The following is a 12,779-nucleotide window of genomic DNA, read 5'->3' as shown; positions in this document are numbered from 1 at the left end:
GAGCTGACATGGGCAAAGGAGCTGACATGACACGCCTCTCATTTTCTCTCGCTGTTGCCACGCTGGCTGCGGTGACCTCTGCACGAGCCGCCGAGCTGCCGGCGGAGATCAAGCAGGCGGGCGCGTTGAAGCTCACGGTCAACTCCACCTACGCGCCGATGGAATATCGCGATCCCGCGACGGGCGAGCTGGTCGGGCTCGACATCGATCTCGCCAATGAGCTCGCCAAGCGGCTCGGCGGCCTCAAGATCGTCTGGAGTGAGACGCCGTTCGCCGAGCTGATTCCTTCGCTTCAGACCAAGCGCGCCGATTTCATCATCTCCGGCATCTCCGATCGCGCCTCGCGGCGTGAGACTGCCGATTTCGTCGACTACCTCGCGACCGGCCCGCAGTTCTTCGTGATGGCGGACAGTCCGGTCAAGGATGCGACCGATCTGTGCGGCAAGAAGGTCGGCACCACCCGCAGCACCAGCTTCCCGGTCGAGATCGAGAAGTGGAGCAAGCAGAATTGCGAGCCGGCCGGCAAGCCGGCGATCCAGTACGTCCCCGGCGAGAACTCGATCGACGTCCGCAACCAGCTCAAGCAGGGCCGCATCGACGCCGCCGTGCAGGGCAGCGAGACGCTGCCCTATGCGCAATCCCAGGAGCCCGGCAAATACCGCATCGTCGGCGAGGCGTTTGCAAAAGGCTACCAAGGCATCATGTTCCGCAAGGACGATGCCGCCTTGCGCGAGGTGGTGACGGAGAAGCTCGCCGCCATGATCGCCGACGGCTCCTACAAGGCCATTCTCGACAAATGGGGCCTCGGGGCCAATGCGGTGGCCCAGCCCATGCTGAACGCGGCGCCGCAATGAAGCCGGCGCCGGCACTCGCGGAGGGATTTCCCGATCTGTCGGGCATGCGGATCGCGCGCGAGCCGCACTGGTTCCGCTGGCTCAGCGCGGCCCTGATCGTCCTCGTGCTCGCGGCGATCGCGCGCGCGTTTGCGAACGGTCAGATCGAATGGTCCTATGTCGGCCGCTTCCTGACCGTGAAGGTCATCCTCGAAGGCATCGTCAACACCATGGTCATGGCCGTGCTGGCGATGATGCTCGGCATTTTTCTCGGCATCGTCGTCGCGATCATGCGGCTGTCGCCCAATCCGGTGCTGAAGTCGGTGGCTGCCGGCTACACCTGGCTGTTCCGCGGCACGCCGCTGATCCTGCAATTGCTGCTGTGGTTCAACCTCGCGCTGGTGTTTCCAACGATCGGAATTCCTGGTCTGTGGTCCGCGCGGGCCGTCGACGTCATGACGCCGTTTCTCGCCGCGTTGCTCGGGCTCGGCATCAACCAGGGCGCCTACACCTCCGAGGTGATGCGCGCCGGCATGCTGTCGGTTGATGTCGGTCAGTACGAAGCGGCGCAGGCGATCGGCATGGGACGGCTGCGCGCGCTGCGCCGGATCGTGCTGCCGCAGGCGATGCGCGTGGTGATCCCGCCGCTCGGCAACGAGTTCATCGGCATGGTGAAGGCGACCTCGCTGGCCAGCGTCATCCAATATCCGGAGCTGCTGCACAACGCCGAGAACATCTACTACGCCAACTCCCGCGTCATCGAGCTCCTGATCGTCGCCGGGCTGTGGTACCTGCTTGTGGTCTCGATCCTGACCCCGTTGCAGATGCTGCTCGAACGCCGCTTTGCGCGCGGCACATTGCGGCCGGCGCGATGACAAAGCCCCTCGTCGCGATCCGCTCCGTCAGCAAGAGCTTTGGAGAGTTCCAGGCTCTCAAGAACGTTTCGCTCGACGTCTGGCCCGGCGAGGTGATGTGCCTGATCGGCGCCTCCGGATCGGGCAAGACCACGCTGCTCCGCTGCATCAACCAGCTCACCACGATCGATGCCGGCGGCATCTGGCTCGACGGCGAGCTTCTGGGCGTGCGCGAGCACGGCGGGCGGCTGCATCGACTGAGCGAGCAACAGATCGGGCGGCAGCGGCTGAAGACCGGCATGGTGTTCCAGCGCTTCAACCTGTTTCCGCACAAGACCGCGCTGGAGAACATCACAGAAGGTCCGACCCAGGTTCAGGGGCGCAAAGCCGATGAGGTACGTGCCGAGGCACTCGAACTGCTCCGGCGCGTCGGGCTGGCAGCCAAGGCGGACTCGTATCCGGCACAGCTCTCCGGCGGCCAGCAGCAGCGCGTGGCGATTGCGCGCGCGCTCGCCATGAAGCCGATGCTGATGCTGTTCGACGAACCCACCAGCGCGCTCGATCCCGAGCTCGTCGGCGAGGTGCTCGCGGTGATGAAGGAGCTGGCGAAGAGCGGCATGACCATGATGGTGGTGACGCACGAGCTCGGCTTCGCCCGCGAGGTCTCGGACCGCGTCGTCTACATGGACCAGGGCGCGATCGTCGAGCAGGGCCGCGCCTCGGACGTGTTGGGTGCGCCGCGCGAGGAGCGCACCAAGGCATTTCTGTCGGCTGTAATCTGAAATAGGGGGCGTGGTGATGAAGAGACTTTTGCTTGCGGCGGCATTCCTGGGCGCCATCAGTGCATCGGTGATGGCGATCGAGTTGCCGCCCGACATCGTCAAGCGCGGCAGCCTCAAGGTGGCGCTGGTGCCGAACTATCCGCCGATGGAGTTCCGCGATCCCGCCACCAACGCGCTGTCCGGATTCGATATCGATCTCGGCGAGGCGATCGGCCGCAAGCTCGGCGTCAAGATCGAGTGGACCGAGACCAGCTTTGCCGAATTCATGCCGTCGATTTCGACGGGACGGGTGGATGCCATCCTGTCGGGTTTCACTGACTATGCGAGCCGGCACGAGATCGCGTCCTTCGTCGATTATTTGCGCAGCGGTCCAAAATTCTTCGTGCAGCAGTCCCGTGCGTCCGAGTTCAAGGACATGGCTGCGCTCTGCGGCAAGAAGGTCGGCGCCAGCCGCCGGACCATGTTTCCCGCTGAGATCGACAAGTGGAGCCAGAAGAACTGCGGCAGCAATCCGGTCCAGTTCGTCGGCACCGACGGCTCGGCCGATGCGCGTAACCAGCTCAGGCAGGGCCGTATCGACGCCGCCGTGCAGGGCAACGAGACGCTGCCCTATCTGATGGACCTCGAGCCGGGCACCTATGCGCCGGTCGGCGATCCCTTCGCGACGCAGTTCACGGGCATCGCGCTGCCTGTCAAGGAAAAGGCCCTTCAGCAGGCCATGCTCGAAGCCGTCGATGCGCTGATCGCGGACGGCACCTATAAGACCCTGCTGACGAAGTGGAAACTGAGCGACAACGCAATAGAGAAGGCGACCATCAATGCTGGACAGTAAGGCACTCGAGAGCATCCCGCTCGTTCCGGCCAACACCGCGGATCCCGCGCCAAACTATCCATGGCCGAAGCCGTACACATCCGCGATGTTCCTGTCGTTCGACGTCGACGCCGAGAGCGCCTGGACCAGCAAGGACGCAGGTCACGCGCAGCGGCTCATCACCATGAGCTATGGGGGCTATGAGGCGCGCGTCGGCACGCCGAAGCTGCTGGAGCTGCTCGACCAGCTCGATCTCAAGGCGACCTTCTTCGTCACGGGTTGGTCGGTCGATGCGCATCCGGCGATGGCCGAATCGATTCTGAAGGCCGGCCACGAGATCGGCCATCACGGCTACCACCATCTGCTGCCCGATCCCGGTGATCCCTGGATCGAGGAAGAGCTGGAGCGCGGCTTCGAGGCGCTGAAGCGCCGGCTCGGCGTCAAACCGACCGGCTATCGCGCCCCTTACGGCGAGTTCACCGAGGAGCTGCGCGTCGCGCTGGTGCGCCACGGCATCGTCTACACCTCATCGTTCCGCGATGACGTGCGGCCCTATCGCCATCGTCTTGCCGACGGCAAGCCCGGCACGATCGAGCTGCCGGTCACCGCGAGCTATGACGACTGGATGCATGGCCTCTCGGCGCGCTTCAGTCCGCGCTCGATCTTCCCGAAAGAGCATGTGCTCTCAATGTGGAAGGACGAGCTCGACGAGGTCCGCGACTGGGGCGCGATGGTGACGACGGTGCTGCACCCGCAATGCAGCGGCCGTCCGATGCGGCTGCGGCTGCTGCGCGAGTTCCTGACTTACGTGAAGTCGTGCCCGGATGTCTGGATCACCACCGGCGAGAAGATCGCGGAGAACTTCCTACGCCACGAAGCCGGCAGCCGCTGAGCAGTGCCATGACCCGCCGCCGCATCCTCGTCATCAACCCCAACTCCTCGGCGTCCGTGACGGCGGCGATCGACGATGCAGTGGCGCCGCTGCGGATCGCCGGCGGGCCCGACATCGAAGTGATCGGACTTGCCGAGGGTCCGCCGGGCATCAGCTCGCAGCGCGATGCCGACAGCGTCGTCATGCCGCTGGTGAACCGCGTGACGCGCCACGATGCGGATGCGTTCGTGCTCGCCTGCTTCAGCGATCCCGGCCTGCATGCGGTGCGTGAGGCGGCCGGTGGACGCCCGGTACTCGGCATTGCCGAATGCGGCATCTTTCGTGCTCTGATGCTGGGCGAACGCTTCGGCGTGATCGCACTGTCGCCGTCGAGCATCCGCCGCCAGCAGCGCATGGTGCGGGTGATGGGCGTCGATGGTCGCTATGCCGGAAGCTGGTCCGTCGGCGCGAGCGCAGCGGAGACGGCAGGCGCCGACATCCGCGGGCGGCTGATCGAAGCCGGCCGCGCGCTGGTCACCCAATGTCGCGCCGATGTTGTGGTGATGGGCTGCGCCGGCATGGCCTCGCATCGCGCGGCGATTGCGGATGCGATCGGCGTGCCCGTGGTCGAGCCGGCGCAGCAGGCGGTCGCGGCCGCGATCGGGGCGGTCTTGTTGAACACGTAAGATCCGGTCAGGAGCCCTTTGTGATGCCTATCTCTCGCCGTTCGCTCCTCAAGGCCGCCGTAGCCATGCCGGCGCTGTCGCTGCCGGGCATCGTCCGCGCCGAATCTCAATCCACGCTGCGCTTCATCCCGGTGATCGATCTCGCCTTCGTGGATCCCATCTACTCGACCGCGCAGGTGTCGCGTAACCACGGCTTCATGGTCTATGACACGCTCTATGGCATGAGCTCATCGCTCCAGGTTTCGCCGCAGATGCTGTCGGGCCATGTCGTCTCCGGCGACCAACTTCAGTGGGATCTCACCTTGCGCGACGGCCTGTTCTGGCATGACGGCGAGCGCGTGCTCGCGCGCGACTGCGTCGCCAGCATCCGCCGCTGGGCGGCGCGCGATGGCTTTGGCGGCGAGCTGATGGAGGCAACCAATGAGCTGTCGGCCGCCGACGACCGCACCATCCGCTTCCGTCTGAAGCGTCCATTCCCGCTGCTGCCGCAGGCGCTCGGCAAGGCCGCGATCAATGCCTGCTTCATGATGCCGGAACGGCTGGCGAGCCAGGATCCGTTCAAGCCGCTCACCGAGGTCGTCGGCAGCGGCCCGTTCCGCTATCTCGCCGACGAGCGCGTGCAGGGCGCGCGCAACGCTTATGCCAAGTTCGAGCGCTACCAGCCGCGCACCGACGGCAAGCCGGATTGGACCGCGGGTCCGAAGATCGTGCATTACGATCGCGTGGTCTGGACCACCACGCCCGACGCCGGCACCGGCGTCGCCGCACTCCAGACCGGCGAGCAGGACTGGCAGGAGACCACGCCGCATGATCTCTTGCCGGTGATCAGGGCCGCCGGCGACATCGAGACCCGCATTCTCGATCCCCGTGGCTACGCCTGCATGCTGCGCCTCAATCATCTGCAGCCGCCGTTCGACAATCCCGCCATTCGCCGCGCGCTGCTGGGTGCGATCGACCAGTCCGCCTTCATGACCGCTGTCGCCGGCACCGATCCGGCGTTCCAGGTCTCGCCGATCGGCTATTTCGCCCCCGGCACACCGATGGCGAGCGATGTCGGCCTCGACGTGTTCCGCGGCCCGCGCAACTACGAAAAGGTCAAGGCCGACCTCAAGGCCGCCGGCTATAACGGGGAGAAGATCGTGCTGCTCGTCCCCACCAACTCGCTGGCGCAAAAGCCGCTCGGCGAGATCGCGGTGGACAGCTTGCGCAAGGCCGGCATGAACGTCGAATATGCCGGGCTCGATTTTGCCGTCGTGCTGCAGCGCCAGCTGAAGAAGGACCCGATCGGACAGGGCGGCTGGAGCGCAGCGGTCGGCAACTGGCAGGGCATCGACTGGCTCAACCCGGCCGGCAACACCAACATCCGTGGCGAAGGCAAGGTCGCCGGCTGGTATGCGAGCACGAAGATGGGCGCGTTGCGCAGCCAGTGGCTGGCGGCCTCCGAGCTCGCCGAGCAGCAGCGCATCTGCCGCGAGATTCAGGCGGTCGCGTTCGAGGAAATCCCCTATATTCCGATCGGCCTGTACAAGCAGCCGACCGCCTATCGCAAGGCCATCACCGGCATTCTCGACGGCACCGCCGTGTTCTGGAACGTACGCCCTGCATGAGCACCACAGCAATCTTCGGCAGCTATGTGTTGTCGCGCAAAGACGGCGCGCAGGATGTCTTGCGCGACCATTGGGTCCTGGTCGAAGGCAAGACAATCGCCGCGGTCACGCGCGACAAACCGCGGGCGGACCAGGTCTATGACCGCCCCGGCCGCTTCGTGCTGCCGGGCCTGCTGAATCTGCACAATCACTGCTTCTCGGAAGCCGTGGCGCGCAGCCACACCGAGGACGGCAACGGCCGCAAGAACAACCAGAGCATCGTCTATACGGTGCTGCTGCCGCTGACCAAGCGCGGCGCCGATATCTTGTCGGCGGAAGAGCGCATGGCGGTGGCCCGGCTCGGCATCCTCCAGCTGCTCAAGGGCGGCGCCACCACGGTGATGGAGCCGTTCCGCAATTCGATCCCCGAGATGTTCGACGCGGCGGAGGAGATGGGCATCCGCTTCTACGGGGCGCCCTATCTGTTCTCGACCTCGGATGCCAAGGCCGGCGCTGATGGCGTGGTCCGTTATTCCGGCGACGACGGCGCCGCCGACATGGCGACGTGGGATGCGCTCTACCAGCGCTGGAACAATCGCGGCGACGGCCGCATTGGCCTCGCCATGAGCCCGCATGCGACCGACACCTGCGGCCCCGATCTCCTGAAGGCCTGCGCGGCGCGGGCGCGCGAGCTCGGTGTACCCATCACGACGCACATGGCGCAGAGCCGCGCCGAGGTCGAGACCATCGGCAAGCGTTACGGCGGCCGCACGCCGGCGCAATATCTGGACTGGCTCGGCCTGCTGGCGCCCGACCTCATGGCCGCGCACTGCATGTTCAGCAGCGACGACGATCTCAAGCTGATGGCCGCACGCGGCATGACCGTGCTGAACTGCCCACGCGTGTTTGCGCGCGCCGGCATCACCGCCGCCTTCAGCCGCTTCGCCGAGCACGGCGTACGCACCGTAGTAGGCACCGACGGCTACAACATGGATCTGCTCGGCGAGCTCAATGCGGCCTCGCTGATCTCCAAGATCACCTCGGCGCGTCCTGACGTCGCGAACTCACCCGAGTTGATCGAGGCGAACACGGCGGTGGCCGCCGACGTCATCAAGCGGCCGGACCTCGGCCGCATCGAGCCGGGCGCGACCGCCGATCTTACCGTGGTCGATCTCACCCATCCGCATCTTCAGCCGCTGTTCGATCCGCGCCGCGCGCTGATCGCGCTCGCCAACCGTGCCAATATCGATCAGGTCATGGTCGATGGCCGCGTGCTGGTCGACGAGGGATGCTATCTCGGCGCCGACGAGGCGGCGATCATTGCGGCGGGCACCGCCGCAATCGGCAAGATCTGGGATTTGCCGGAGGCGCAGGCGGCGTTCAACGGCTGACCACTGTCTCGCCCTGGTCCTCGAACTCCATCAACGCCTTGCGCATGGTCTCGACCAGATCCAGCGCGACCGGCGACGGGCTGCGCTGCGCCGGAAAGACCGCCGAGAATTCGAAGTCGATGCGCGGCAGGAAGCGGCGCACGACGACGCCGCGCGTTGCAAACTCCTGCGCGGTGAAGGGATCGCAGATCGAGACCCCGAGCCCTGACGAGACCATGCCGCACATGATCTCCGACAGCGTGGTCTCGACCCTGAGCACGCGGCGGACGTCGTGGCGGTGGAAGACCTGATCGACGAGATGCCGGCTCGACGATCCCGCCGACAGCGAGATGAAGGTCTCGCCTTCGAAATCGCGCGGCTCCAGCACCTCTTTCTCGGCCAGGCGATGACCGGTCGGCAGCACCGCGACGCGCGCCAATGCCGGCAGCCGCTGGCTCGGCAGGCCGGAATGTGCGATCGGCACTTCGGCAAAGCCGATGTCGCATTGATTGTTCAGCACCCAATCGACCACGATCGGCGAGATCACGCCGAAGAAGGCGAGGTTGAGGTTGGGCCGCTCCATCAGGAAGTGCCCGGCAAGGCGTGGCAAGTAGCCGTTTGCCAGCGCCGGCAGCGCGGCTATGCGCAGCGAGCCGGTGCGGCGGCCGCGGATTTCCTCGGCTGCCGCCGTGATGCGCTCGAGGCCGACGAAGGAGCGCTCGACCTCGGTATAGAGCGCCATCGCCGCGGCAGTCGGCACCAGGCCGGTGCCGCGCCGCTCGAACAGCTCCATCTTGAGCAGTGCCTGGAGGTCGCGCAGCAGCCGGCTCACCGCCGGCTGGGTCACCACCATCAGCTTCGCCGCCTCGGTGACGCTGCCGGTCAGCATCGTCGCCCGGAAGGCCTCGACCTGCCGCGAATTGATCCGCGCCATCCCATCCCTTCATAATATTTCGGCATGCAAAGGGTGCCATTATTCATTGGACGATGGAAGTATAGGTTGCGATCTTTTTCATCAGGACTGGAGACAGCCCGCTTTTTCGGCAGATTGGAGGGGTTCAAACCTCCAGATCGCGCCAAGACCCGCCCGAATGGGGGCCGGAGCCCTGATCGGAAACGGATTGGTGCGGAAGGAAATGCGGCAGGCGCTTCAGCCAGCGAGACTCGTCGGCACGTCACCTCATTCCGGTATTGGAGATCGGTCCAAATGAAGACTCTTCGCCTTCTGACAGCGGTCAGCATCGCGGCGCTCATTGCCGCCCCGTCGGTCGCCTCGGCCCAGCAGAAAACGCTCTATGTCGCCGGCTATGGCGGCTCGTTCGAGAAGACCATTCGCGACGAGGTGATCCCGGCCTTCGAGAAGGAGAACGGCGTCAAGGTCGAATACGTCGCCGGCAATTCCACGGACACGCTGGCCAAGCTCCAGGCGCAGAAGGGCAATCAGCAGATCGACGTCGCCATCGTCGATGATGGCCCGATGTATCAGGCGATTCAGCTCGGCTTTTGCGGCAAGCTCGACGGCCTGCCGACCGATCTCTACGACACCGCGCGCTTCAAGGACGATCGTGCGGTCGCCATCGGCATCGTCGCGACCGGGTTGATGTACAACACCAAAATGTTCAAGGAGAAAGGCTGGGCGCCGCCGACCTCGTGGAACGACCTGAAGGACACGAAATACGCAAAGCAGCTCGTGATCCCGCCGATCAACAACACCTATGGTCTCGAAGCGCTGGTGATGCTGTCGAAGATGAACGGCGGCGGCGAGACCAACGTCGATTCCGGATTCAAGATCTTCAAGGAACAGATCAATCCGAACGTGCTCGCCTATGAGCCGTCACCCGGCAAGATGACCGAGCTGTTCCAGTCCGGCCAGGCCGTGATCGCGGTGTGGGGCACCGGCCGCGTGCAGAGCTTTGCCAATACCGGTTTTCCCGTCGACTTTGTCTATCCCAAGGAGGGCGCGGCGACCCTGCTGACGACGGCGTGTCCGATCAACAAGCCCAATGCTTCGCCGCTGGCGGCGAGCTTCGTCAAGATGCTGCTCGATCCCAAGATCCAGCTCGTGATGCTGAAGGACTATGGCTACGGCCCGGTGCTGAAATCGCTGGTGATCCCGCCGGAGCTCGGCAAGATGGCGCCGATCGGCGAGCGCGCGGCCAAGCTCTATAATCCGGACTGGACCGTCATCAACGAGAAGCGCGAGGAGTGGACCAAGCGCTGGAATCGCGAGGTCGAGCGCTGATCTGATCGTCGGCAGCGGAGACAGCGTCATGGCCTATCTCGAGCTCGATCGGGTCGCAAAGCAGTTCGGCGCGCAGACTGTGGTCGATGACTTCAGTCTGTCGGTGGGCAAGGGGGAGTTCATCTCCTTCCTCGGCCCCTCCGGCTGCGGCAAGACCACGACGTTGCAGATGATCGCGGGCTTCCTCGATCCGACACGCGGCGCGATCCGCCTCGAGGGCAAGGACCTGACCGCGGTCCATCCGGCCAAGCGTGGTCTCGGCATCGTGTTCCAGAGCTACGCGCTGTTTCCGCACATGACCGCGGCGGAGAACGTCGCCTTTGGCCTGGAGATGCGCAACGTATCGCGCAATGAGCGGACCGAGCGCGTCCGCGCCGCGCTCGCGATGGTGGGGCTCGCCGGTTACGAGGACCGCCATCCGCGCCGCATGTCGGGTGGCCAGCAGCAGCGCGTGGCGCTGGCGCGGGCGCTGGTGATCAAGCCGAGCGTGCTGCTGCTCGACGAGCCGCTGTCGAATCTCGACGCAAAGCTGCGCGAGGAGATGCAGATCGAGCTGCGCCAGATCCAGCGCACCATCGGCACCACCACGATTCTCGTCACCCACGACCAGAACGAGGCGATGTCGCTGTCGGACCGCATCGTGGTGATGAGCCAGGGCAAGATCGAGCAGATCGGCACGCCGCAGGAAACCTATGAGAAGCCGGCCTCGGCCTTTGTCTCGCAATTCCTCGGCAAGACCAACGATTTTGCCGCGATGATCGATCGGACTGCCGCGGCCGCGAAGCTGGTGGCGGGCTCCTGGAGCGCACCGGCGCCGGCTGGCCTCAACGGTGCTGTGACCGTCAGCGTTCGCCCCGAGCGTATCGGCTTTGGCGATGCGGGCCTCACCGCAAAGATCGTCACGCGCATCTTCCAGGGCAATCACTGGCTGTTCCAGTGCGAGAGCGAATGCGGCCCAGCCATCGTGATCCGCCAGAATGACGGCCAGGCGCAGCCTGCCGAAGGCGAGGCCGTTCGCCTGTCCTGGCGTCCGGAAGACATGAGCGTGCGTGCGAGGGCGGTCGCATGAGCATGGCCGCCGAGGAACGCAGCGCGCGTGCGCCGTGGGCGCTGACGGCGCCCGCCTTGATGCTGTTCGTCGGCGTGCTGCTGATCCCGCTGGCCATGACGGTAATGCTGTCGTTCCACGATTGGGGCCAGTACAAGGGCATCGAACCGGTCTTCATCCTCAAGAACTGGCACGAGATCGCGACCGATCCCTATTACGCCGAAATGTTCTGGCGGACGTTTCGCATCGCGATCCTGACCACGCTGCTCACTGCATTGCTGGGCGCACCCGAAGCCTACATCCTCAACCGCATGAGTGGTCGCTGGAAGAGCTTCTTCCTGCTGGTCATTCTCGGACCACTGCTGATCTCCGTCGTCGCGCGCACGCTCGGCTGGGCGCTGCTGTTCGGCGGTAACAACGGCCTCGTCAACAAGCTGCTGATGTCGCTTGGCGCGATCCGCTCGCCAATTCCCTTCATGTTCACCGAGACGGGAATGGTCGTCGCGCTCGCCCACGTCATGATGCCGTTCATGGTGCTCTCGGTGTGGGCGGCCCTGCAGCGGCTCGATCCGCAGATCGAGAATGCCGCGATGTCGCTCGGCGCCAGCCCTGCGACCATCATCCGCCGCATCATCATGCCGCAGATCATGCCGGGCGTGCTGTCGGGCGCGATCATCGTGTTCTCGCTCTCGGCCAGCGCCTTTGCGACGCCTGCAATCATCGGCGGCCGCCGGCTCAAGGTCGCGGCGACGCTGGCCTATGACGAGTTCCTCAACACGCTGAACTGGCCGCTGGGGGCGGCGGTCGCGACGCTGCTGCTGGTGGCGCTGGTGCTGATCGTCGTCGGCAGCAACGCGCTGATCGAGCGGCGCTACGCGGAGGTGTTCCGATGAGACGGAATGGCCCGCTGGCGCTGATCTTCCACACCATCTTCGTCATCGTCATGGTGGCGCCGATCCTCGTGGTCTGCCTCGTCGCCTTCACGCCCGAAGGTTTTCTGTCGCTGCCGACCAATGGTTTTTCGCTGCGCTGGTTCAGGACGATCGCGAACTACCCCGAATTCATCCATGCCTTCTGGGTCAGCCTCGGGCTCGGAGCGCTATCGTCTTTGGTCGCGTTGCTGTTCGCAGTGCCTGCCGCGCTCGCGATCGCGCGCTATCGCTTCCGTGGCCGCGATGTGCTCGCAGCTCTCTTCCTGTCGCCGCTGATGATCCCGCATGTCGTACTCGGCATCGCTTTCCTGAGATTCTTTACGTCAGCCGGTCTCGGCGGCAGCTTTGCCGCGCTGATCATCGCGCATGTCATCATCGTGTTTCCATTCGCGCTGCGGCTGACACTGGCGGCGGCCACCGGCATGGATCGCTCGGTCGAAATGGCTGCGGTCTCACTCGGTGCGGGCAGCTGGACGCTGTTCCGCCGCGTCACCTTGCCGTTGATCCTGCCCGGCGTGATCAGCGGCTGGGCGCTCGCCTTCATCCAGTCCTTTGACGATCTCACCATGACCGTCTTCCTCGCCGCGCCCGGCACCGAGACGTTGCCGGTGCGCATGTTCCTTTATATCCAGGACAACATCGATCCGCTGGTGACGTCGGTCTCGGCCTGCGTGATCGCGATCACCATGACCGCCCTCATTCTGCTCGACCGCTTCTACGGGCTCGACCGCGTGCTCGCCGGCAAGGGCGACACGGGACGATAG

13 protein-coding genes are annotated in these 12,779 nt (G+C 65.1%); 12 read left to right on the top strand and 1 reads right to left on the bottom strand.

Going from position 1 to position 12,779, the window contains the following annotated elements; translation table 11 throughout:
* Positions 1-26 precede the first annotated feature (26 nt).
* The 8 genes from BRAD3257_RS35355 to BRAD3257_RS35320 are packed head-to-tail and all read left to right on the top strand — an operon-like array spanning position 27 to position 7,814.
* A complete protein-coding gene (locus tag BRAD3257_RS35355) occupies positions 27-854 on the top strand; it encodes an ABC transporter substrate-binding protein (protein ID WP_122405671.1) in 828 nt (275 codons plus the stop codon).
* Positions 851-1,708 (top strand): amino acid ABC transporter permease, encoded by an 858-nt coding sequence (locus tag BRAD3257_RS35350; RefSeq protein ID WP_162500446.1) that lies wholly within the window; start codon positions 851-853, stop codon positions 1,706-1,708. Before BRAD3257_RS35355 ends, BRAD3257_RS35350 begins: the two co-directional genes overlap by 4 nt.
* Entirely contained in the window at positions 1,705-2,469 is a 765-nt protein-coding gene (locus tag BRAD3257_RS35345; RefSeq protein ID WP_122405669.1) for an amino acid ABC transporter ATP-binding protein, read from the top strand. Before BRAD3257_RS35350 ends, BRAD3257_RS35345 begins: the two co-directional genes overlap by 4 nt.
* A gap of 16 nt (positions 2,470-2,485) precedes the next feature.
* Positions 2,486-3,301 (top strand): ABC transporter substrate-binding protein, encoded by an 816-nt coding sequence (locus BRAD3257_RS35340; RefSeq protein ID WP_162500445.1) that lies wholly within the window; start codon positions 2,486-2,488, stop codon positions 3,299-3,301.
* Positions 3,288-4,172 (top strand): polysaccharide deacetylase family protein, encoded by an 885-nt coding sequence (locus BRAD3257_RS35335; protein ID WP_122405667.1) that lies wholly within the window; start codon positions 3,288-3,290, stop codon positions 4,170-4,172. Before BRAD3257_RS35340 ends, BRAD3257_RS35335 begins: the two co-directional genes overlap by 14 nt.
* Before the next feature lie 8 nt (positions 4,173-4,180).
* Entirely contained in the window at positions 4,181-4,837 is a 657-nt protein-coding gene (locus tag BRAD3257_RS35330) for an aspartate/glutamate racemase family protein (RefSeq protein ID WP_122405666.1), read from the top strand.
* A gap of 23 nt (positions 4,838-4,860) precedes the next feature.
* Complete coding sequence (locus BRAD3257_RS35325; RefSeq protein ID WP_122405665.1) at positions 4,861-6,444, top strand: ABC transporter substrate-binding protein; 1,584 nt, start codon at positions 4,861-4,863, stop codon at positions 6,442-6,444.
* A complete protein-coding gene (locus BRAD3257_RS35320; protein WP_122405664.1) occupies positions 6,441-7,814 on the top strand; it encodes an amidohydrolase family protein in 1,374 nt (457 codons plus the stop codon). The genes BRAD3257_RS35325 and BRAD3257_RS35320 overlap by 4 nt, the downstream gene beginning before the upstream one ends.
* Here BRAD3257_RS35320 and BRAD3257_RS35315 read toward each other — a convergent pair.
* A complete protein-coding gene (locus BRAD3257_RS35315; protein ID WP_122405663.1) occupies positions 7,804-8,727 on the bottom strand; it encodes a LysR substrate-binding domain-containing protein in 924 nt (307 codons plus the stop codon). The two genes, BRAD3257_RS35320 and BRAD3257_RS35315, sit on opposite strands and share 11 nt — an antisense overlap.
* 273 nt (positions 8,728-9,000) lie before the next feature.
* Between BRAD3257_RS35315 and BRAD3257_RS35310 the strand changes: the two genes are divergently transcribed.
* From BRAD3257_RS35310 to BRAD3257_RS35295, 4 genes are read left to right on the top strand one after another with little or no spacing between them, the layout of a single operon-like run.
* The gene (locus BRAD3257_RS35310; protein WP_122405662.1) at positions 9,001-10,035 is read left to right on the top strand and encodes an ABC transporter substrate-binding protein; all 1,035 of its coding nucleotides are present in this window, start codon (positions 9,001-9,003) and stop codon (positions 10,033-10,035) included.
* Positions 10,036-10,063: 28 nt separating this feature from the next.
* Positions 10,064-11,104: an ABC transporter ATP-binding protein gene (locus BRAD3257_RS35305; RefSeq protein WP_122405661.1), complete on the top strand. Its 1,041-nt coding sequence runs from the start codon at positions 10,064-10,066 to the stop codon at positions 11,102-11,104.
* A complete protein-coding gene (locus BRAD3257_RS35300) occupies positions 11,101-11,976 on the top strand; it encodes an ABC transporter permease (protein ID WP_122405660.1) in 876 nt (291 codons plus the stop codon). Before BRAD3257_RS35305 ends, BRAD3257_RS35300 begins: the two co-directional genes overlap by 4 nt.
* A complete protein-coding gene (locus tag BRAD3257_RS35295) occupies positions 11,973-12,779 on the top strand; it encodes an ABC transporter permease (RefSeq protein WP_122405659.1) in 807 nt (268 codons plus the stop codon). Before BRAD3257_RS35300 ends, BRAD3257_RS35295 begins: the two co-directional genes overlap by 4 nt.

The organism is Bradyrhizobium vignae, assembly GCF_900324035.1.
In the GTDB taxonomy this organism is placed as follows: domain Bacteria; phylum Pseudomonadota; class Alphaproteobacteria; order Rhizobiales; family Xanthobacteraceae; genus Bradyrhizobium; species Bradyrhizobium vignae.
The sequence above is the reverse complement of the archived record's forward strand: the minus strand, read 5'-3'. Positions and strand labels throughout refer to the sequence as shown.

Excerpts from the sequence above, each read along its gene's own strand:
- BRAD3257_RS35355 (WP_122405671.1), top strand. The coding sequence starts at position 27 with ATGACACGCCTCTCATTTTCTCTCGCTGTTGCCACGCTGGCTGCGGTG.
- BRAD3257_RS35350 (WP_162500446.1), top strand. The coding sequence starts at position 851 with ATGAAGCCGGCGCCGGCACTCGCGGAGGGATTTCCCGATCTGTCGGGC.
- BRAD3257_RS35345 (WP_122405669.1), top strand. The coding sequence starts at position 1,705 with ATGACAAAGCCCCTCGTCGCGATCCGCTCCGTCAGCAAGAGCTTTGGA.
- BRAD3257_RS35340 (WP_162500445.1), top strand. The coding sequence starts at position 2,486 with ATGAAGAGACTTTTGCTTGCGGCGGCATTCCTGGGCGCCATCAGTGCA.
- BRAD3257_RS35335 (WP_122405667.1), top strand. The coding sequence starts at position 3,288 with ATGCTGGACAGTAAGGCACTCGAGAGCATCCCGCTCGTTCCGGCCAAC.
- BRAD3257_RS35330 (WP_122405666.1), top strand. The coding sequence starts at position 4,181 with ATGACCCGCCGCCGCATCCTCGTCATCAACCCCAACTCCTCGGCGTCC.
- BRAD3257_RS35325 (WP_122405665.1), top strand. The coding sequence starts at position 4,861 with ATGCCTATCTCTCGCCGTTCGCTCCTCAAGGCCGCCGTAGCCATGCCG.
- BRAD3257_RS35320 (WP_122405664.1), top strand. The coding sequence starts at position 6,441 with ATGAGCACCACAGCAATCTTCGGCAGCTATGTGTTGTCGCGCAAAGAC.
- BRAD3257_RS35315 (WP_122405663.1), bottom strand. The coding sequence starts at position 8,727 with ATGGCGCGGATCAATTCGCGGCAGGTCGAGGCCTTCCGGGCGACGATG.
- BRAD3257_RS35310 (WP_122405662.1), top strand. The coding sequence starts at position 9,001 with ATGAAGACTCTTCGCCTTCTGACAGCGGTCAGCATCGCGGCGCTCATT.
- BRAD3257_RS35305 (WP_122405661.1), top strand. The coding sequence starts at position 10,064 with ATGGCCTATCTCGAGCTCGATCGGGTCGCAAAGCAGTTCGGCGCGCAG.
- BRAD3257_RS35300 (WP_122405660.1), top strand. The coding sequence starts at position 11,101 with ATGAGCATGGCCGCCGAGGAACGCAGCGCGCGTGCGCCGTGGGCGCTG.
- BRAD3257_RS35295 (WP_122405659.1), top strand. The coding sequence starts at position 11,973 with ATGAGACGGAATGGCCCGCTGGCGCTGATCTTCCACACCATCTTCGTC.